Source organism: Pararhizobium sp. LjRoot238 (assembly GCF_964252955.1).
Lineage (GTDB): Bacteria > Pseudomonadota > Alphaproteobacteria > Rhizobiales > Rhizobiaceae > Pararhizobium.
Window position 1 is genome coordinate 3,405,375 of sequence record NZ_CAXUPP020000001.1, and the last position, 17,333, is coordinate 3,422,707.

20 protein-coding genes and 1 pseudogene are annotated in these 17,333 nt (G+C 61.3%); 6 read left to right on the forward strand and 15 right to left on the reverse strand.

Annotated features, from left to right (window positions below):
• Window positions 1-170 precede the first annotated feature (170 nt).
• Window positions 171-365: pseudogene (locus tag ACSQ3F_RS16515) on the reverse strand (MFS transporter); the annotation flags it as partial.
• A 25-nt stretch (window positions 366-390) separates the two neighbouring features.
• The gene (locus ACSQ3F_RS16520) at window positions 391-1,236 is read right to left on the reverse strand and encodes a class I SAM-dependent methyltransferase (protein WP_436101219.1); all 846 of its coding nucleotides are present in this window, start codon (window positions 1,234-1,236) and stop codon (window positions 391-393) included.
• A 391-nt stretch (window positions 1,237-1,627) separates the two neighbouring features.
• Here ACSQ3F_RS16520 and ACSQ3F_RS16525 point away from each other — a divergent pair, with 391 nt between their 5' ends.
• The 3 genes from ACSQ3F_RS16525 (at window position 1,628) to ACSQ3F_RS16535 (ending at window position 4,088) form a co-directional block, all read left to right on the forward strand.
• The gene (locus ACSQ3F_RS16525) at window positions 1,628-2,587 is read left to right on the forward strand and encodes a S1C family serine protease (RefSeq protein ID WP_436101220.1); all 960 of its coding nucleotides are present in this window, start codon (window positions 1,628-1,630) and stop codon (window positions 2,585-2,587) included.
• A gap of 478 nt (window positions 2,588-3,065) precedes the next feature.
• Window positions 3,066-3,629, forward strand: a complete 564-nt coding sequence (gene petA, locus ACSQ3F_RS16530) for a ubiquinol-cytochrome c reductase iron-sulfur subunit (protein ID WP_436101221.1) — start codon at window positions 3,066-3,068, stop codon at window positions 3,627-3,629.
• Between the two features lie 90 nt (window positions 3,630-3,719).
• Window positions 3,720-4,088 (forward strand): hypothetical protein, encoded by a 369-nt coding sequence (locus tag ACSQ3F_RS16535; RefSeq protein WP_436101222.1) that lies wholly within the window; start codon window positions 3,720-3,722, stop codon window positions 4,086-4,088.
• A 227-nt stretch (window positions 4,089-4,315) separates the two neighbouring features.
• Here ACSQ3F_RS16535 and ACSQ3F_RS16540 read toward each other — a convergent pair whose 3' ends face one another.
• The 6 genes from ACSQ3F_RS16540 to ACSQ3F_RS16565 form a co-directional block, all read right to left on the reverse strand.
• On the reverse strand, window positions 4,316-4,600 hold the full coding sequence (locus ACSQ3F_RS16540; RefSeq protein ID WP_436101223.1) for a copper-binding protein: 285 nt from the start codon (window positions 4,598-4,600) through the stop codon (window positions 4,316-4,318).
• A 22-nt stretch (window positions 4,601-4,622) separates the two neighbouring features.
• A complete protein-coding gene (locus tag ACSQ3F_RS16545; protein WP_436101224.1) occupies window positions 4,623-5,102 on the reverse strand; it encodes a cupredoxin domain-containing protein in 480 nt (159 codons plus the stop codon).
• Between the two features lie 40 nt (window positions 5,103-5,142).
• Complete coding sequence (locus ACSQ3F_RS16550) at window positions 5,143-6,492, reverse strand: multicopper oxidase family protein (RefSeq protein WP_436101225.1); 1,350 nt, start codon at window positions 6,490-6,492, stop codon at window positions 5,143-5,145.
• A gap of 14 nt (window positions 6,493-6,506) precedes the next feature.
• Window positions 6,507-7,970: a TolC family protein gene (locus tag ACSQ3F_RS16555; RefSeq protein ID WP_436101226.1), complete on the reverse strand. Its 1,464-nt coding sequence runs from the start codon at window positions 7,968-7,970 to the stop codon at window positions 6,507-6,509.
• Window positions 7,967-8,194 carry a hypothetical protein gene (locus ACSQ3F_RS16560; protein WP_436101227.1) on the reverse strand — a complete coding sequence of 76 codons (228 nt, stop codon included), beginning with the start codon at window positions 8,192-8,194 and terminating at the stop codon, window positions 7,967-7,969. The genes ACSQ3F_RS16555 and ACSQ3F_RS16560 overlap by 4 nt, the downstream gene beginning before the upstream one ends.
• A 91-nt stretch (window positions 8,195-8,285) precedes the next feature.
• On the reverse strand, window positions 8,286-8,663 hold the full coding sequence (locus ACSQ3F_RS16565) for a hypothetical protein (RefSeq protein WP_436101228.1): 378 nt from the start codon (window positions 8,661-8,663) through the stop codon (window positions 8,286-8,288).
• Between the two features lie 216 nt (window positions 8,664-8,879).
• Between ACSQ3F_RS16565 and ACSQ3F_RS16570 the strand changes: the two genes are divergently transcribed.
• Window positions 8,880-9,332, forward strand: a complete 453-nt coding sequence (locus tag ACSQ3F_RS16570) for a YqaA family protein (RefSeq protein ID WP_436102173.1) — start codon at window positions 8,880-8,882, stop codon at window positions 9,330-9,332.
• Between the two features lie 159 nt (window positions 9,333-9,491).
• Here ACSQ3F_RS16570 and ACSQ3F_RS16575 read toward each other — a convergent pair whose 3' ends face one another.
• The 4 genes from ACSQ3F_RS16575 to ACSQ3F_RS16590 form a co-directional block, all read right to left on the reverse strand.
• A complete protein-coding gene (locus ACSQ3F_RS16575) occupies window positions 9,492-9,989 on the reverse strand; it encodes an SRPBCC family protein (RefSeq protein WP_436101229.1) in 498 nt (165 codons plus the stop codon).
• Entirely contained in the window at window positions 9,986-10,195 is a 210-nt protein-coding gene (locus ACSQ3F_RS16580; protein WP_436101230.1) for a DUF2933 domain-containing protein, read from the reverse strand. Before ACSQ3F_RS16580 ends, ACSQ3F_RS16575 begins: the two co-directional genes overlap by 4 nt.
• Window positions 10,192-12,405 carry a copper-transporting P-type ATPase gene (locus tag ACSQ3F_RS16585; protein ID WP_436101231.1) on the reverse strand — a complete coding sequence of 738 codons (2,214 nt, stop codon included), beginning with the start codon at window positions 12,403-12,405 and terminating at the stop codon, window positions 10,192-10,194. The genes ACSQ3F_RS16580 and ACSQ3F_RS16585 overlap by 4 nt, the downstream gene beginning before the upstream one ends.
• Window positions 12,406-12,571: 166 nt before the next feature.
• Entirely contained in the window at window positions 12,572-12,934 is a 363-nt protein-coding gene (locus ACSQ3F_RS16590) for a hypothetical protein (protein ID WP_436101232.1), read from the reverse strand.
• 167 nt (window positions 12,935-13,101) lie between these two features.
• Between ACSQ3F_RS16590 and ACSQ3F_RS16595 the strand changes: the two genes are divergently transcribed.
• Window positions 13,102-13,674, forward strand: coding sequence for a cytochrome c (locus ACSQ3F_RS16595; protein ID WP_436101233.1), 573 nt, complete (start codon window positions 13,102-13,104; stop codon window positions 13,672-13,674).
• Between the two features lie 76 nt (window positions 13,675-13,750).
• Here ACSQ3F_RS16595 and ACSQ3F_RS16600 read toward each other — a convergent pair whose 3' ends face one another.
• Window positions 13,751-13,915 carry a hypothetical protein gene (locus tag ACSQ3F_RS16600; RefSeq protein ID WP_436101234.1) on the reverse strand — a complete coding sequence of 55 codons (165 nt, stop codon included), beginning with the start codon at window positions 13,913-13,915 and terminating at the stop codon, window positions 13,751-13,753.
• A gap of 27 nt (window positions 13,916-13,942) precedes the next feature.
• Between ACSQ3F_RS16600 and ACSQ3F_RS16605 the strand changes: the two genes are divergently transcribed.
• On the forward strand, window positions 13,943-14,233 hold the full coding sequence (locus ACSQ3F_RS16605; protein ID WP_436101235.1) for a hypothetical protein: 291 nt from the start codon (window positions 13,943-13,945) through the stop codon (window positions 14,231-14,233).
• Between the two features lie 19 nt (window positions 14,234-14,252).
• On the opposite strand, the gene cueR is transcribed toward ACSQ3F_RS16605, so the two are convergent.
• Both cueR and ACSQ3F_RS16615 read right to left on the reverse strand, forming a co-directional pair.
• Window positions 14,253-14,696, reverse strand: a complete 444-nt coding sequence (gene cueR, locus ACSQ3F_RS16610; RefSeq protein ID WP_436101236.1) for a Cu(I)-responsive transcriptional regulator — start codon at window positions 14,694-14,696, stop codon at window positions 14,253-14,255.
• Between the two features lie 50 nt (window positions 14,697-14,746).
• A complete protein-coding gene (locus ACSQ3F_RS16615; RefSeq protein WP_436101237.1) occupies window positions 14,747-17,221 on the reverse strand; it encodes a heavy metal translocating P-type ATPase in 2,475 nt (824 codons plus the stop codon).
• Window positions 17,222-17,333: the final 112 nt, after the last annotated feature.

The window sequence follows — 17,333 nt, forward strand, 5'->3', positions numbered from 1 at the left end:
AAAGGGATTAGGGCCGTCTTCAAGTTAGGCATGCGGCAGGAATGTCGGCTGGCAAAGCTCGATCAAATGAACCGGGCGGCAAGGATTTCAATGCCGCGGACATTCGCCGCTCGACCGCGCTCGTCGTGCTGCCCTCGAGGCGGTAGGAGCCGGTCCAGCCAAGGGCAGGAGAGCCAAGCCGCGTGCGATAGTGCGAAGTGCGCCGCGAAGAGGGCTGGGCGGTCTTCGGAGTGGGCGGAGCGTCGCAGAAGCCTCCCCGACGGGGTCTGCGCGATTGAATAGCCGATGCCCAGAGCAGCCCATAGTGCGAGAAGGGTGATGAAACTCCCGACGATTGCAGTCAGCTCCAAGCCTGCAATCAAAATTCACCGGTCGCCCACTATCAGCGTCCTACCGGGTGCCAGTGATGATATTCGCAGTCGAACGGAGCTGGACATGGCCGTCCTGCATGGATTGACGCGCCAGGGCCAGAACCTCGTCGCGGACTAGGGCTCGCGTCGCCGTGTCGGCTTTCGCAAGTCCGGCCACCACGGGTGCTGCGATGTCTGTCATAAAGTCCCAGTACCTTTCCGGCGTTTCGTGCGTCATGATCGACGAAACCTCCTCCTCCACGATGTCTTGCAGACCTGCTTCTTCGAAGGCGGTGCGCATTAGTCCTGATGGCGCGCAACGAAAGAGACCGGGCGAACCGGGCAGCGGTGCTGGCATCTCCACGTGACGTGCAATCGTAGACATGATTGTTGTTGCCCAAGGGTTTTTGTCAGGCCCGTTCCAGACCGCCGCGCAAATCTTCGCACCTGGCTTTGCCACCCGTGCGAATTCGCGTGCGGCAGTTGCGATATCTGGAAAGAACATGAAGCCGAAGCGGCACAGGAGGGCGTCGAAGCGCGCATCGGGGAAAGGCAGGGCTCCCGCATCGCAGACCTTGGTTTCCAAATTCGACAGGCCGCGCCGAGCTGCATTTTCAGCGGCAACCGCCAGCATGCGCTCGGAGAGATCAATTACGGTCACCTTTCCATGCGGGACCATTTCTGCAGCAGTGAGGCCGGGTTCGCCGGTCCCGGCGGCGACGTCAAGAACATGCGAGTTCTTCCGCAGGTTCGCGTGCCGGAGCATCGCATCGCCAAACGGAGCGAGCCAGCCCAGAACCAGCGCGTCCCATTTTTTCCACCCTGCTGAAAAGCGGTCCCAGGTGTCGCGCTGCTGTTCGCGGATCTCATCGAGGTTTCCAGACATGCCCGTCTCTCCTTCCAGGATGAACCTTCCCGATCGACCGGGTGGCGTACTATGAACCGTCTGGAGTTGGTTACAACGAAATTTACGCCGTCAGGCGACAAGTTCGCTCCGCCGGCTCCGGGCATCGACAGGCGAGGGTGTCAACATTGCAGCGGCGTTGTCCTGAGGAAGAAGACAGGGGCGGGAGGGCACGCGCAAGACTGTCCAGCGTTTGGCTCACATTGCCACTCTCGCTTGGCCACTCTCGCTTGGCCACTCTCGCTTGAAACTCATGATCCCCGGTCTCACTTATATATCAACTCAACACTGTCGTACTGACAGCCCCCTTGCTCATGCAGGCCGCTGCCGGTCCTCTACAAAAGGCGTTGGCGGACGTCGGAGGGCGTTACCTATGGGATTCATTGATCAGAGCATTGTGCCCGCAGAAGACGGCGGCCTCCTCGACGTCTATTCGAGTACGGTCGCCAGCGCGGTCGATCTCGTCGGCCCGGCTGTCAGCCGCATCGAACGGATCGGCGGACGAGGCGGCCACGGTTCGGGGTTCGTGATCTCTCCCGACGGTTTGATCGTTACCAACAACCACGTCGTGGAAGAGGGGCGGTTAGTGCGGATCACGACACCCGATGGGTTTGTCACCGAGGGGCGGGTGCTCGGCCGAGATCCGGATACCGACATCGCCCTGATCAGAGCCGACAGCAGCGTCGGCGCGTGGGCCAGACTCGGCGATTCCAAGCGCCTGAAGCGAGGGCATATCGCGATCGCGATCGGCAATCCCCTGGGTTTTGAGTGGACGGTCACCGCCGGAATCATTTCCGCGCTTGGCCGCTCGATGCGCGCAGCCAATGGACGTGTTATCGACGACGTCATCCAGACCGACGCTGCGCTCAATCCTGGCAACTCGGGCGGGCCTCTCGTGTCGTCGAGCGGTGAAGTGGTCGGTGTCAACACCGCGGTCATCCAGGGAGCTCAGAGCATCGCCTTCGCCGTCGCCTCGAACACCGCGCAGTATGTGGTCTCGGAACTCCTGCGTTTCGGCAAGGTCCGCCGGGCGTTCATCGGCATTGCCGCCGACACTATCGAGCTTCACCGTCGCGTGGCGCTCCAGGCAGGGGTCACACAGACAACCTCAGTCCGGTTGCGACGGGTAGAGCCAGGCAGTCCGGCGGAAAAGGGCGGCCTGCAGGAAGGAGACCTGGTTTTGGCCATCAACGACAAGCCCGTCGCCGGTGTCGACGATGTCGTGCGTCTTATGGATGGCGATCGTATCGGGCAGGAAACCGCGTTTCTGATTTTTTCGGTGCAAGGAACAATCGAGACGAAGTACGTGACGCCAGCGGCACGGCCGTTATAGGGCACGCCAATCGTTCGCTCCATCAGAGCATGAGAAAATTGATCCAATTATTTGAAACCATTCAAGGAACCATGGTGTTCAGCGCAATTATCGGCACTGCACACGGATGATCCAGCATTGACCCTGCCGAGGGACGCCGAATGGGCAATCCTGCAACAGGACGGGACCGTCGTTCCGACGCAGCATCCGCAACCCAAGGATCGAAGGCTATCAAGTAGCCAAGGAGAACCCAACAGGACAGGAATCCGCCGGCGACGGAGGGCATTACAATAGCCCGCATTGCGAGGTAAAATGGCACCAGCAACAACTCCTGCCGTGCGGCACACTCGGGTCGTGAGCTGCAGCGCCCATAGCGCTCTCGTCCCCCACCGGTTGCCGTTATAAGCGCGAGATCGCGCCGCGATGTGAAAAACCCGTTAACGGATGGGAGAGCAAATGGTGCAGATGAGCAGTTGTGTGTAGCAAAGGCAGCAGTCCCATGGCCATGAACGAGACACGCGAACCTACCCGCCGTGATTTTCTCTATATTGTGACAGGCATGGCGAGTGCTGTGGGTGCCGTTGCATCGGCCTGGCCATTCATCGATCAGATGCTCCCGAACGCATCGACGCTTGCGCTGGCCTCCATCGACGTAGACATATCCTCGCTCGACGAAGGCATGTCACTCACGGTCAAATGGCGCGGCCGTCCGGTTTTTATTCGCAACCGGACCTCAACGGAAATCGAAGCGGCAAACGCAGTCGCAATTGAGGAACTCAAGGACCCCGTGGCGCGGAACGCCAATCTTGCTGACGATCAAGCTGCGACCGGTCTTGCTCGCTCTGCCGGCGATGGGAGGGAGAACTGGATCGTGATGATCGGTGTCTGCACCCATCTAGGCTGCGTCCCTCTCGGGCAGACCGGGGACTTCGGAGGCTGGTTCTGCCCGTGTCATGGATCGCACTATGATACTGCAGGTCGCATTCGCAAGGGTCCAGCACCGGAGAACCTCGCCATTCCGCGCTTTGAATTCATTTCCGAAGCCGTCGTCCGGATTGGTTGAGCTCCTTCCGGATTCGACTGCGAGATCATCGACACGCCCGGTCGCCGCCATGATATAGTCTCTCCTTCGCATGAACCACGGGAGGGGTGAATGCGCAGCGTTGCGTTATTTCTTGCGATCGAAGTGCTGCTCGTGTCGAACGCGGCAGCAGCGGAGCCGATTGTCTTTCATACGGCGCACTTCGGCGACGACACGGTTGTGAACCTTAGTCTCGTTGGCAATCAAGCTGCGGAACGAGTGGGGTACGACTATGACGTGCTTATCTCGCTCTCCGAAACGAACGGGCGGGGCGACGCGGTCTACAGCGACCCCGGAAAACATAGAGCACTTGTCAGATGCAACCCGCCGGAAGCGGTAGCGGTGAGGGGTGTCGACTATCCCGTACGAACGTCGGGCGCGGGAGGAGACGACTGGAAGGATGATCTCTGGAGGGCGGTCTGCGAAAGTCCCGTTTCGTAGGGAAGCCGCCCTCCAGGCAGTGCGACCCAACTCTGCGCTATACAATCGGGAGGCAGAACGTTCTGTCAGGGCGGACGATACGACACGTGGCGCGTGCGTAGTTCGGCCGAAGAACTCCAGGCACCCGGCGACGAAGACCTATCGGTCGGCCGAGCCCGCTTTCTCTCGGTTACCACGAAGATGCGTGGGACACGGCCGCGTGAACGGCCGCGCCCCTGAGTATCGGATTACTTGACTTCGGTGACCGTGAGCTTGCCCTCGACGCGCTCGGCGACGAACTCGATGCTCGCGCCCTCCTTGAGCTTCTCGAGCAGGGCGTCGTCCTTGACGCGGAACACCATGGTCATGGCAGGCATCTCGAGGGACTTCAGTTCCTCATGGATCAGCGTGACCTTCTTCGCCTTGACGTCGACCTTCTTGACGGTGCCCCTGGTGAATTCCGCGGCAAACGCTCCGGACGCGACCGCTACGGTGAGGGCGGCGGCCGTGACGAACCTCATGAGTGATTTCATTGTCATGTCTCCTTGGGTTGGATTACTTCTTGGCCACGGTCACGTCGCCGTGCATTCCGGCGTCGTAGTGGCCGGGAACCAGGCAGGCGATCTTGAAGGTGCCGTCGTTGGTGAACTTCCAGATGATCTCACCGGATTTTCCGGTAGCCAGACGGATCGCGTTCGGATCGTCGTGTTCCATCTCCGGGAACTTCTCCATGACGGCCTTGTGCTCCATGATCTTGTCTTCCTGGTCGAGCACGAACTCATGATCGAGTTCGCCGGCGTTCTTGATCGCGAACGTGACCGTCTGTCCCTTGCGCACTTTGAAGACAGCCGGCGTGAAGATCATCTTGCCGTCTTCCGTCTCCTTCATCGTGATGCGGATGGTCTGGGTGGCGTTGGCCTTCTTGCCGGGTTCGCCGACGGCCATGGCCTCGCCGTGGCCGCCAGCATGCGATCCGGAGGCGAGGGCCGGAGACGCGAGCGCCGCGAGGATCAGTCCGATGATTGCAGTCTTCATGTTTCAATCCATTGGTTGGTTGGTTGGTTGGGAGGAGAGATCAGCCGTTCTTTGCTGGTTTCGGCGTGATCTGTGTCTTTGCATCCTTGGCCTTGGTCGTTTCGGGCAATTCCCCCGTCCATTCCCAGGCCTGCGTACCGGGTGGATTTTCGTACCAGCCGGGATCGGTGTAATCGCCCGCGGAAATACCCTCGCGGACCTTCACCACGGAGAACATGCCGCCCATCTCGATCGGGCCGTGCGGACCCCATCCGGTCATCATCGGAACGGTGTTCTCCGGGATTTCCATTTCCATCTCGCCCATGTCGGCCATGCCGGCAGTGCCCATCGGCATGTACTCGGGCTGGATCTTGCGGATCTTCTCGGTGACTTCCTTCTTGTCGACGCCGATGAAAGTCGGGACGTCGTGGCCCATGGCGTTCATCGTATGGTGCGACTTGTGGCAATGGATCGCCCAGTCGCCGACATACTTGGCGTCGAACTCGTAGGCCCGCATCGCGCCGACGGGGATGTCGATGCTGACCTCCGGCCACCGAGCTTCCGGCCGCACCCAGCCGCCATCCGTGCAGGTGACCTCGAAGTCGTAGCCGTGCATGTGGATCGGATGGTTCGTCATGGTCAGGTTGCCGACCCGGACGCGGACCCGGTCGTCTTTCGACACCACAAGGGGACTGATCCCTGGGAAGATGCGGCTGTTCCAGGCCCAGAGGTTGAAGTCCGTCATCTCCATGATGCGCGGAACGTAGGTGCCCGGATCGATGTCGTAGGCGCTGAGCAGGAACACGAAGTCCCGGTCGACGGGCATGAACTTCTCGTCCTTGGGATGGATGATGAACATGCCCATCATGCCCATCGCCATCTGGACCATCTCGTCCGAATGCGGGTGGTACATGAAGGTCCCAGACTTCACGAGATCGAACTCGTAGACGAAGGTCTTGCCGACCGGGATATGTGGCTGCGACAGGCCGCCGACCCCGTCCATGCCTGAAGGCAGGATCATCCCGTGCCAGTGGACCGTCGTGTGCTCCGGTAGCTTGTTGGTGACGAAGATGCGTACCCGGTCACCCTCGACCGCCTCAATGGTCGGCCCCGGCGACTGGCCGTTGTAGCCCCATAGGTGCGCCGTCATCCCTTCGGCCATCTCACGCTCGACGGGCTCGGCGACGAGGTGGAACTCCTTGACGCCGTTGTTTATGCGATGGGGCAACGTCCAGCCGTTCAGTGTCACGACCGGGGTGTAGTCCGGTCCCGATGTCGGCCGCACAGGGGTCTGTGTATCCGCGGATTCCATCACCGCAGCCTCGGGCAGACCCATGTTGGAGGTCTTGGCCCAGGCGGCGGTGGAGACCAGCGCGGCGCTCGCGCCGAGTATCTGTCTTCTGTTGAACATGTCCGTGTCCTTTCCTAGTGACCGCCGCCGCCGCTCTCGGCGGCCGCTGCGACTTCTGTCTCGCCACCCGATGCTCCCGTGCCGCCGCCATAGATGACGGGCGCGAGATTGGCTTCGGCCAACCAGAAATCGCGTTTTGCGTTGACTGCGAGGAGGATCGAGTTGACCTTTTCCCGGCTGTCGGCGAGCAGTTCGAACGTGTTGGTGATCATGCCGTTGTAGGTGAGGAGGGATTCCTCCTCGATCTTTGTCCGCAGCGGCACGACGCTGTTGCGGTAATGGCGGGCGATATCGTAGTTGGAGCGATAGGCCTGATATGCCGAACGGGCTTCTGAACGCACGTTCACCGCCTTTTCGGCGAGCAGGTTGGCAGCCCGCATGTAGGCCAGCTCACCCTTGCGCATCCGGGCCTTTCCGGAATCGAAGATCGGGATGACGAACTCCAGTTCGACAATGCCCGTCGTGTCCGTTTTCTTCTCGCCGCCTTCCAGTTCCCGTTCGGTCTCGACACCGGTGAGGATTTCGAGATCGGTGACGTAGCGTGTGGCTTCCGTGAGCTTGTAGGATTTCGCCGTGGCCTCGAGGTCGAGCTTCGCCATCTGCAGATCGACGCGACGTTGCAGGGCCTCGGCCTCGATCAGGTCACGCTTCATCAAGCCTGCGGGGAGTTGGGCCAAGCGGTTCGGAATCTGGTAGTCGATGTCCGAGCCCCAAAGTCCCATCAGCCGTGTCAGTTCTTCCTTCGCGAGGCGGGCTTCAAGCCGCGCCTTCGCCGTCTGTCCGGACAGTTCGGCGTAGAATACGTGCTCGCGGGCCTGGCCGCCCTTCGTCATCGAACCCGTTTCGCCGAGTTTCTGTGCAAGGTCGGAAGCCGCGTCTGCTGCTGCCTGCGCGTGGTTGAGCTGGGCGACCGTCTCCCATGAGGCCACGGCGTTGATCCACGCACGACGGGTGTCAGCGGCGACCTGTAGCGTCCGCACGGCAGCAGCGAGTTGCGCCTTGCGGAACTCGGTATCGGCTATATCCACGTTCCGTTTATGGGTTGCCAGCGCCAGAATGTTGGTGGTGATAAGCCCTTCGACAGTTTTGAAGGTCTCCAGTCCCGGCGTGCCGATCCCCGTCATGCCTACGGCGACCGTCGGGTTCACAAGCATGGTCGACTGCCAGGCGTCGGCGGCCGAGTCACCGAGATCGGCATAGGCCGCCTGCAGGCCCTTGTTGTTGAGAAGGGCGACCTGCACCGCCGTCTCGACGTCGACGCTCTTCTTCGCCAGCAGGGTCTTCACCCGTCCCGAGACCGCCTGGGCCTCGTGGCGGTTCTGTATCCAGACGGTGTCCTTCCCAGTAGCCTCTGCTGTCTTGTTGGATACGGAGGAGAACCCAGAGTTCGGAGCGGAGTATTCGGCCGCCGAGACGCATCCGCCGAGAATGAGTGGCAGCGCGAGGGTTGCCGCGAGTTTCAGTTTGACGACCGTCATGACGCGTCTCCGTCCGGAGCCTGCGCGTCGTTCTGGTTGCGCCACGGCTTGGGATCGACCGGGACGCGGTGCGTGTAGCCCGCAACCGGGCTGTGGTAGTGGACTGGACGAACGTCTGCCGGGGAGTCGGCAAGGTCGCCCGAAGCAATGACTTCAGGAGGTAACGTGGCAGCGCATCCGCTCACAATGAGCGGTAAGGCGGCCACCAAAAACATACGTTTCATGGTGTAATCCGAATAGGAGATTGCTGCGGCGCGGCGGGCAATTCACGCCCACATGCGCTCGTTCAGACCCGCAAGGGCGGGCATGTCCTATTCAGATATTCGGGGGACGATGCAGCGGCACGAACTCGCCGACGACATGGCTGTCGTCCAAGAACTCGCGGATGGAGGACACCACGGGTCCGCCAACGGCATCAACCGCCGCGACAATCGCGAAGTTTACGCAGAAGTCCTTGCAGCACTCCTGCTTCGCAATTTTCCGGGCATCATCGGGAGAGGCGCTTTCGTCTCCATGGACGTGGCCACCGTTTGCCATCACGTGGTGGCCTGCTGGCTGGACCGTCGTCGATGTCGCCATCGGTCCATGCATTGCTGCCGAAGCCGCAGGCAGGGAGTATCCCGCCAGTGATGCGATGATCACCAAGCGAAGCAGAACCAGCATTTTTGCCAATGTGATTCGATACATATCCATGTCCGAGGACTACCATCAGTCCTGACGTTGTCAATTGCGAGCTCCATCTCGCAGATGATTCGCGTCGATTATGTGGCGCTGCACAACGATGTTCCAGCCGGCACGACACCTAATGAAGGTCCTAGAGCTTCCCACCATGGCAAGGTCAAGAGGAAATGGCGACGAGCACTGTGTGGGTCAGCCACAACCGACATTGCGGAATACGGACCCGTTTCGATGATTAATATCACCACCTATCTGGGGCTGTTCATCGTTGCCTTCGGCGCAGCCACCATCCTGCCGTTCCAATCCGAACCGGTGCTCGTCGGCCTGCTCGTTTTGGATAAATTCCCCGTGCCGGAACTGATCGTCGTCGCAAGCGCGGGCAACATTCTCGGAGCGGTGTGCAACTGGGTCCTCGGGCGGTGCATTGATCGCTTTCAGCACAAGGTTTGGTTTCCGGTGAAGAATTCCTCGTTGGAAAGAGCCAGCGGGTGGTATCGGCGCTATGGTCGTTGGTCGCTGCTTCTGTCCTGGATGCCTCTTTTCGGCGATGCCCTGACCGTTATCGCCGGCGTTTTACGGGAGCCGCTATGGTCTTTCCTGGTACTCGTGACTGTAGCGAAGACAGGCCGCTATCTCGTGCTCGCGGCAGCCATGCTCGGAAGAAAGGCAGCCATCGGATTCTGATCGCCCATCGCACCAGCTCGCCCGACATGGAGGACTGCGTCTCGGCATGCCGGAAGTGCGCGGAAAGCTGCGAGAAGATGGCCGCCTAAAACAGTCAAGAGAGTGCCGGTAACCGGCACCCTCTTTGGGTATGCTGCCTCTTGTCGGCGGCTCCCACGATCATTGGCTGTCTGCCTGAAACCTACTGATCGCGTCCTTCGCGACCCGGTCGACGCACCAGCGTGCATAGATCGGGCCAAACATGCCGCCAAGGATTTGCCCGGTCACCGAACTTGGATGGTTGTAGTCGATAAACACGCGCAGACGGGAGGACTCGCCCGAGGCGTTGATCTCGAAGCCCATGCGGTAGGCTCCGATGACAAGGAGATTTGGGCGGCCTCGGGTTTCCCATACCTTGCGGGTCGGGGGCTGCCGTTCGACGATCATCTCTTCCACGGACAACCTTCCGCCGAGTATGTTTCCCTCCATTCTGATGACCGAACCGACGGCACGGCCTTGCGCCTCGTCGAACCCGTAAGACATCCGCCTTCTGAGCATCATCATCGACGGTTTCTGCATGTGCGACCCAAGACGGGCCTGGTCATCCAGGTAATCGAACAGCGCCTCGGCGGACGCCGCAACGTTGACCACAGTTTGTGCCGAGTAGCTGTAGGTCAATTTAGGTCGTCCGTACTTGCGCGTTGCTCGTGTTGACCAGGGTGATGACCACCGTGGCCGTGAAAAAGGTGCATCAAAGGACACGCCAGGAGCAGCAGGTATGGAGCCAGACCGAGAGCGTGCGCCCAGTGTTCACGAAGCACGAAGAAAGTCACGATCACACCGAGCGAGGCGGCGAGCAGCGTCCATTTGCGTTCCCACTTCATATCCGCACACCTCTCAGTCGGAGCGCATTCCCGATCACGCTGACGGAGGACAGCGCCATGGCCGCGGCGGCTATGATCGGTGACAGGAGAAGCCCGAAAGCCGGGTACAGGACGCCTGCGGCGACCGGCACGCCCGCCGCGTTGTAGATGAAGGCGAAGAACAAGTTCTGCCGGATGTTCCTCATCGCCGCATGGCTCAGTTGCCGTGCCCGGACAATGCCCTGGAGATCGCCCTTGATTAGGGTTATTCCGGCGCTTTCAATCGCCACATCGGTTCCGGTTCCCATGGCAATGCCGACGTCCGCGGCGGCAAGGGCAGGGGCGTCGTTGACCCCGTCCCCCGCCATCGCGACGACACGGCCTTCGCCGCGGAGCCTGGACACGATCTTGCTCTTGTCTTCTGGCAGGATTTCCGCCTCGACTTCCGTAATGCCAAGCCTTCTGCCAACGGCTTGCGCCGTCGTCCTGTTGTCGCCCGTCAGCATGACGATACGGACACCTTCATCGACAAGGGCTTTCACGGCAGCAGGCGTCGTCGCCTTGATCGGATCGGCTATGGCGAACAGTCCTACGGGTCTTGCGTCCATCGCGACGAAGATGACGGTCGCTCCGTCGTTGCGCAGTTCTTCGGCCTTTGCCGTCATGGATGAGACGTCCACGTGTTCCTCCTCCATGATCAGGTGACTTCCGAGAATGAGCCTGCGTCCCTCGACCATACCTGTGACACCCTTGCCGACCGGACTGTCGAAATCCTGAGCGTCGCCAAGGGCGATGTTGCGCTCCTCGGCGGAGCTGACGATCGCAGCGGCCAGCGGATGTTCGCTTGAACGCTCGAGCGTGGCCGCCAGTCGCAGCAACTCCAACTCCTGCATGCCTTCTGCGGGCACGATCGCGGTGACCTTCGGCTTGCCTTCGGTCAGGGTACCCGTCTTGTCGACGACGAGGGTGTTCACTTTCTCCATGCGCTCCAATGCTTCGGCATTCTTGATCAGCACACCCAGGCCCGCGCCACGACCGACGCCGACCATGATCGACATCGGGGTCGCCAGGCCGAGCGCGCAGGGGCAGGCGATGATCAGCACCGCGACGGCGGCGACGAGGCCATGCGCGAACCGCGGCTCCGGCCCGATCGTCATCCACGTCGCGAACGCGATCACGGCCACGCCGATGACGACGGGCACGAACCAGCCGGAAACTTCGTCGGCCAGCCGCTGAATTGGCGCACGCGAACGCTGTGCGTCGGCGACCATCCGGACGATCTGCGAAAGCATCGTGTCTCGGCCGACCTTCCCTGCCTCCATCACGAAGCCACCGGTCTGGTTCATGGTGCCGCCGATCAGCTTCGCCCCGGTCTCCTTTGTCACGGGCATGGATTCACCCGTGATCATGGATTCGTCGACGGAGCTCCGTCCTTCAAGCAGCCTGCCATCGACGGGGACCTTCTCGCCAGGACGGACGCGCAGGCGATCGCCGACAACCACCGCTTCAAGGGCGACGTCTTCATCCGAGCCATCCGCGTTGATGCGGCGCGCCATCTTCGGAGCAAGGTCGAGCAGCGCGCGGATCGCGCCACCCGTCTGCTCGCGGGCCTGCAGCTCCAGCACTTGGCCGAGCAGCACGAGCACGGTGATGACCGCGGCCGCCTCGAAATAGATCGCGACCGATCCCTCGTCGGAGCGGAAGGTGGTCGGAAACAGGCCGGGTGCGACGGTGGCAACCACGCTGTAGACCCAGGCCACGCCCGTGCCCATTGCTATCAGGGTGAACATGTTGAGGTGCCGGGTGACGATCGACCGCCACGCCCGTTCGAAGAAGGGCGCGCCTGCCCACAAGACCACAGGCGTCGCGAAGATTAGTTGAAGCCAGTTCGAGGTCTTTGAATCAAGCAGCATATGCAGATTCGTGAGATGATTACCCATCTCCAGGGCGAGCACAGGCACTGTCAGAACCAGCCCGATCCAGAACCTGCGCCTCATGTCGATCAGCTCGGCGCTTGGTCCTGTTTCGGCGGTCATCACTTCCGGCTCAAGCGCCATTCCGCAGATCGGGCAGTTTCCAGGGCCGATCTGCCTGACCTGCGGATGCATAGGGCAGGTGTAGATCGCGCCCTCGGTCTGATCGGTGACCGTACTTTTTTCGGCTGCCATCGTGGCCTGAGCATCGTGCCCATGATGGTGATGGTGACCTTGATGGTCTTTTTGATCGTCCATGGGGTTAACTCCGTGATGGTTTCATCTCTTGTCCGGGACGTACCGGTGGCTGGTCCGAGACTTCGCAAGGAGACGCGGTACATCGGTGTCGGCAATTGCCGATAAAATGGTCGCCATGCGGAGGTCGCAGGCAACCGACGATCGTACCGCCGTGGAGCGGCAGTGTTCAAACGAGGGATCGAGGGGGGCCGAGAGCGGGTCGAGAGGTGAGGCCGGCGATGGACTGCTGCGAATCGAGGTAACGCTGAGCACCGGAATCCAGGAGAAAAACAACCGGGTTCGAAGCCGGAAGGATGACGTTGCACAGGTTGCACACGCTTTTGCAGCAAGCCTTCTGATCGACAGGGTGGAGATCACCCTGTCGAGCTACGTCGCCTTTCGACGTTTCGGTATGAGGAACTTGAGCGAAGTCGTTATCGCATATAACGGGAGCCGCCTCGGCCATCGGCGCGATGAGGAACATAATTGCGACCAAAACGGCCAGCAATTCTCTTCCGCTTCTTCGAATGGTTTCGTTTGCGGCGGTCATCTTTTCGCTCGAACCTCGCTTCTATATTCAAGCACAGTGCCGTGCCGTTGCAAGTGCGGCGTTGACATTGATCAAAGGCGAGTACGTTTCCGGGCTCGAAAGTCGACCGTCCGACTGCTGGCATTGGAAAACTGGAAAGACCAGCCTCCGGGCGAGTGGAGATGAGCATGCGGGTAAATACGAGCGTGACGAAACTGGCCGTTCTTATGCTTCCCATAGCCGCTTTCGCCGCGGCGATCTCCGCAGCAACCGCCCAAACCGAGCCACCCAGCAACGTTACCCAAAGACAGCACGGCATGAAGGCGATGGCGGATGCAGCCAAGAGGATCAACGCGATGTTCAAGGGTTCGACGCCCTATGACGCAAGGACGTTCAAGGCGGCATCCGAAATCATCCGATCCCAGTCTGGAGCTGCCCTGTCGGCATTGTTCGACGGTCCTGTCACCATGGCCGGCTCGAAAGCCAGCGCCAGCATCGAGACCGACCGACAGCAGTTCGACAAGCTGGCGGCGGACCTTGGCATCTATGCGTCCGCCCTGTCTGTCGCGGCCGACAGAAACCCGGACACGCTGGGTCCCGGAATGCGGATGCAAACTGGAGATGTCATGGGCGGCGGGCCGCTCGCAAAGAAGGTCGGTGCAACGAGAGACGCAGCATCGATGCCCGCGGAGCATGCCTTCCATCTGATGCTTCAAACCTGCACGTCGTGCCACGCCAAGTTCCGGATCGAGACGAAATAGCGGAAACCTCGCCTGCAAAGGGCTTTCGAACCCCGCGAGCACGCCATCCCGGTTGGGCTGGGAGCCCTGCACTTGCCTACTTCCGGTCACCTTGCTGGCCATAGGATTTGCGCCAGCCGTACCGGGTCAATCCACGCGGTTTGTACACCGACAGTGTCGTCGTCACGAGCAGGACGACGAGGCCGCCAGCCGCATGCACGACGAGTGAGCGTCTGGGGCCGAGGAAATCGGTGCTGGACAACGCCGCCTCAGCCGCGACTGCGGCTAGATGAGCTATCCTGTCCATCTGCAGCAGCAGGACGGCTGCGGTGAGGTGCGGTCGCGCTCGGCACCATCCGTCAGATACTTTCCGATCTGGTGCGCGACGAACTTGCCGCAAACGCCGACGGGGGTTCTCCGGACGGGATCCCGCGCGAACTTGTCGCTCAATATGTCGTGGGTGCCCTACATGGCCGTGCTGACATGGTGGTTGGATGGGGGCACCAAGCTGCCACCCGATCAGATCGATGCGATGTTTCGTCGCCTCGTCACCGAGGGTGCAACGCCGAAAGGCTCTTGAAGGCCAGACCGCAAAGCGCTCATTTCAGCGCTGTAATGCCGAAGCGGGCATTGATTTCCGGAATCTCTTTGTCGGACGCGTTCGCGATCTCGTCGATGATCGGGCACTCCGGGCGGTCATCGCCATGGCAATGGCTCGCAAGATGCCTGAGTGTCCTGATCATTTCCTGTATCGCGGCTGCCTTGCGCTCCAGTTCGGCGACGTGTTCGAGCGCGAAGGTCTTGACGTCGGCGCTCACTCTCGAACGGTCGCGCCAGAGCGCCAGCAGGGCCTTCATCTGCTCGACCGAGAATCCGAGGTCGCGTGCCCTGCGGATGAAGCGCAGGGTGTGGACGTCGTTGTCGGCGTATGTCCGGTAGCTGGACTGGGACCGGTGCGCGGGCGCGATCAGCTTGATTTGCTCGTAGTACCTGATCATCTTTGTCGAGACGCCGGACGCCTTCGAGGCTTGGCCGATATTCATTTCCGTTCTCCTTGAATGCAAGAGGGGGCGTCACACGGACGGCCCCGGTTTTAGTTCGCCTTGAAGCGCCGCAGTCTCAATGCGTTCGCCAGCACAAAGACACTCGAAAGGCCCATCGCAGCCGCGGCGAGGATCGGCGACAGCAGCGTGCCGTTCAGCGGGTAGAGAACACCTGCAGCGACGGGGACCAGGCTGACGTTGTAGCCGAACGCCCAGAACAGGTTCTGCCGGATGTTGCGGATCGTCGCCTTGCTGATGGCAATCGCCCGCGGCACGCCGTTGAGATCACCCGACATCAGCACGACGTCGGCGCTCTCGATGGCGATGTCGGTTCCGGTTCCGACCGCAAGACCGATGTCGGCTTCCGACAGAGCGGGCGCGTCGTTGATGCCGTCGCCGATGAACGCCACCTTGCGTCCGCCCTCGCGCAGCTTCCCGACGGCTTTGACCTTTCCTTCGGGCAGGACTTCGGCGACCACTTCGTCGATGCCGAGCTGGCGGGCGATGGCTTGCGCCGTGCGGCTGTTGTCGCCCGTGATCATCGCCACCTTGAGGCCGAGCGCGTGCAGCGCCTCGATCGCTTCCGGAGTCGTCTCCTTTACCGGATCGGAGACGGCGATGATGGCGGCAAGCCTGCCGTCGATCGCGGCATAGAGCGGCGACTTGCCTGCGTCGCCCAGTGCGGTGGCTTCCTCCGCGAACGATGCCACCTCGATGCCGTTCTTCACCAGGGACCGGTCAGCGCCGACAAGCACCTCGTGACCGTCGACCCTGCCGCCGACGCCATATCCCGGAGCCGCTTCGAAGTCAGCGACGTTCGCCAGTGCCAGCCCCTTGGCCTTGGCCGCGGCCACGATGGCCTCCGCGATCGGATGCTCCGACCGTGCCTCGAGACTGGCGATCAGCCGCAGAACCTCGGTGCGGTCAAAACCTTCCGCCGCGACGAGGTCGGTCAGTTCAGGTTTGCCCTTGGTGAGCGTGCCCGTCTTGTCCAACGCAACGACATCGACATCGCGGAGTGTCTGCAGGGCCTCGCCCTTGCGGAAGAGGATACCCAGTTCCGCGGCCCGGCCGGTGCCGACCATGATGGAGGTCGGGGTCGCCAGACCCATGGCGCACGGGCAGGCGATGATCAGCACCGCGACGGCGTTGACGAGGGCAAAGGTGAGGGCAGGCGAGGGACCGAGAACAAGCCATGCCAGGAAGGTTGCGGTGGCCGCCGCAATCACGGCGGGAACGAACCATCCCGTGACGCGGTCGACCAGCGCCTGGATCGGCAGTTTTGAGCCCTGCGTCGCCTCGACCATCTTGATGATCTGGGCAAGCAGCGTGTCCGATCCGATCTTCGTCGCTTCGAAAGTGAACGACCCGGTCTTGTTGATCGTGCCGCCGACGACGTCTGCGCCAGCCGCCTTCTTCACCGGAACGGGTTCGCCCGTGATCATGGACTCGTCGACATAGGATAAGCCATCGACGACGCGGCCGTCGACGGGAACCTTCTCGCCAGGGCGGATTCGGACGACATCACCGAGCGCGACGTCGCCAATCTGGATCTCCACGAACTCTTCGCCACGTTTCACATATGCGGTCTTCGCCTGCAGGCCGATCAGGTGCCTGATCGCCTGGCTGGTCTTGCCCTTGGCGCGCGCCTCGAGATAGCGGCCGAGCAGGATCAGCGTGATGATGACGGCGGCCGCCTCGTAGTAGACGTTCTCCGTTCCCGATGGGAGCACATCCCGCAGGAAGGTCGCCACCACCGAATAGCCCCAGGCGGCCGACGTGCCGAGCGCCACCAGCGAATTCATGTCCGGCGTCCAGCGCAGCAGATTAGGTACGCCCTTGCGGAAAAAGCGGAGGCCGGGTCCGAAGAGGACGAGCGTCGCCAGGACGAACTGGATGACCAGATTGTTCCCCATACCGACATTGACCATGATCCAGTCATGGACGGCCGGAATGAAATGCGACCCCATCTCCAGAACGAACAGCGGGAGCGTCAGGGCAGCCGATAGCGCCAGCGACAGTTTCAGGCGGCTGGCCTCGCGGCTGCGTCGGTCCTCGCTGTCATCCGCTGGATTGTCCCCGGCGAGCTTTCGGACGTCATAGCCCGCAGTGCGAACAGCGTCTTCCAGGGCGGCTGTGGCAGTCCCTGAGACTATACGGACGGTCGCCTTCTCCGTCGCGAGATTGACGGAGGCTCCTTTCACGCCCGGAACAGCTTTCAGCGCCTTCTCCACCCTGACGACGCATGACGCGCAGGTCATGCCCTCGACACCGAGTTCTCGGGTCTCGAGTTTTGGCTCGTAGCCCGCCTTTTCGATGGCCTCGAGAACGGTTTCCGTCGGCACGGCTTCGTTGTAAGTTACGCTGGCCCGCTCTGTGGCCAGATTGACGACGGCGTCGGCGACACCGGGGACGGCCTTGATAGCTTTCTCCACCCTGACGACGCAGGACGCGCAGGTCATGCCTTCAATGCCGAAGTCGGTCGTAACGGGTTGGGGTCTTTCCATGGTCTGTACAGCAGTCATTGGAGATCCACCTTTTTTCAACTGCTCACATGAATAATCCTTCCCATGATGGGAAGGTCAAGAGTGTCCATGGAGGAAAAACGCATGGCTGACTGGATTGTGCTCACGAAGT

Coding starts and splice junctions, on each gene's coding strand:
- ACSQ3F_RS16520 (WP_436101219.1), bottom strand. CDS start 1,236: ATGTCTGGAAACCTCGATGAGATCCGCGAACAGCAGCGCGACACCTGG.
- ACSQ3F_RS16525 (WP_436101220.1), top strand. CDS start 1,628: ATGGGATTCATTGATCAGAGCATTGTGCCCGCAGAAGACGGCGGCCTC.
- petA (WP_436101221.1), top strand. CDS start 3,066: ATGGCCATGAACGAGACACGCGAACCTACCCGCCGTGATTTTCTCTAT.
- ACSQ3F_RS16535 (WP_436101222.1), top strand. CDS start 3,720: ATGCGCAGCGTTGCGTTATTTCTTGCGATCGAAGTGCTGCTCGTGTCG.
- ACSQ3F_RS16540 (WP_436101223.1), bottom strand. CDS start 4,600: ATGAAATCACTCATGAGGTTCGTCACGGCCGCCGCCCTCACCGTAGCG.
- ACSQ3F_RS16545 (WP_436101224.1), bottom strand. CDS start 5,102: ATGAAGACTGCAATCATCGGACTGATCCTCGCGGCGCTCGCGTCTCCG.
- ACSQ3F_RS16550 (WP_436101225.1), bottom strand. CDS start 6,492: ATGTTCAACAGAAGACAGATACTCGGCGCGAGCGCCGCGCTGGTCTCC.
- ACSQ3F_RS16555 (WP_436101226.1), bottom strand. CDS start 7,970: ATGACGGTCGTCAAACTGAAACTCGCGGCAACCCTCGCGCTGCCACTC.
- ACSQ3F_RS16560 (WP_436101227.1), bottom strand. CDS start 8,194: ATGAAACGTATGTTTTTGGTGGCCGCCTTACCGCTCATTGTGAGCGGA.
- ACSQ3F_RS16565 (WP_436101228.1), bottom strand. CDS start 8,663: ATGGATATGTATCGAATCACATTGGCAAAAATGCTGGTTCTGCTTCGC.
- ACSQ3F_RS16570 (WP_436102173.1), top strand. CDS start 8,880: ATGATTAATATCACCACCTATCTGGGGCTGTTCATCGTTGCCTTCGGC.
- ACSQ3F_RS16580 (WP_436101230.1), bottom strand. CDS start 10,195: ATGAAGTGGGAACGCAAATGGACGCTGCTCGCCGCCTCGCTCGGTGTG.
- ACSQ3F_RS16585 (WP_436101231.1), bottom strand. CDS start 12,405: ATGGACGATCAAAAAGACCATCAAGGTCACCATCACCATCATGGGCAC.
- ACSQ3F_RS16590 (WP_436101232.1), bottom strand. CDS start 12,934: ATGACCGCCGCAAACGAAACCATTCGAAGAAGCGGAAGAGAATTGCTG.
- ACSQ3F_RS16595 (WP_436101233.1), top strand. CDS start 13,102: ATGCGGGTAAATACGAGCGTGACGAAACTGGCCGTTCTTATGCTTCCC.
- ACSQ3F_RS16605 (WP_436101235.1), top strand. CDS start 13,943: ATGAGCTATCCTGTCCATCTGCAGCAGCAGGACGGCTGCGGTGAGGTG.
- cueR (WP_436101236.1), bottom strand. CDS start 14,696: ATGAATATCGGCCAAGCCTCGAAGGCGTCCGGCGTCTCGACAAAGATG.
- ACSQ3F_RS16615 (WP_436101237.1), bottom strand. CDS start 17,221: ATGACTGCTGTACAGACCATGGAAAGACCCCAACCCGTTACGACCGAC.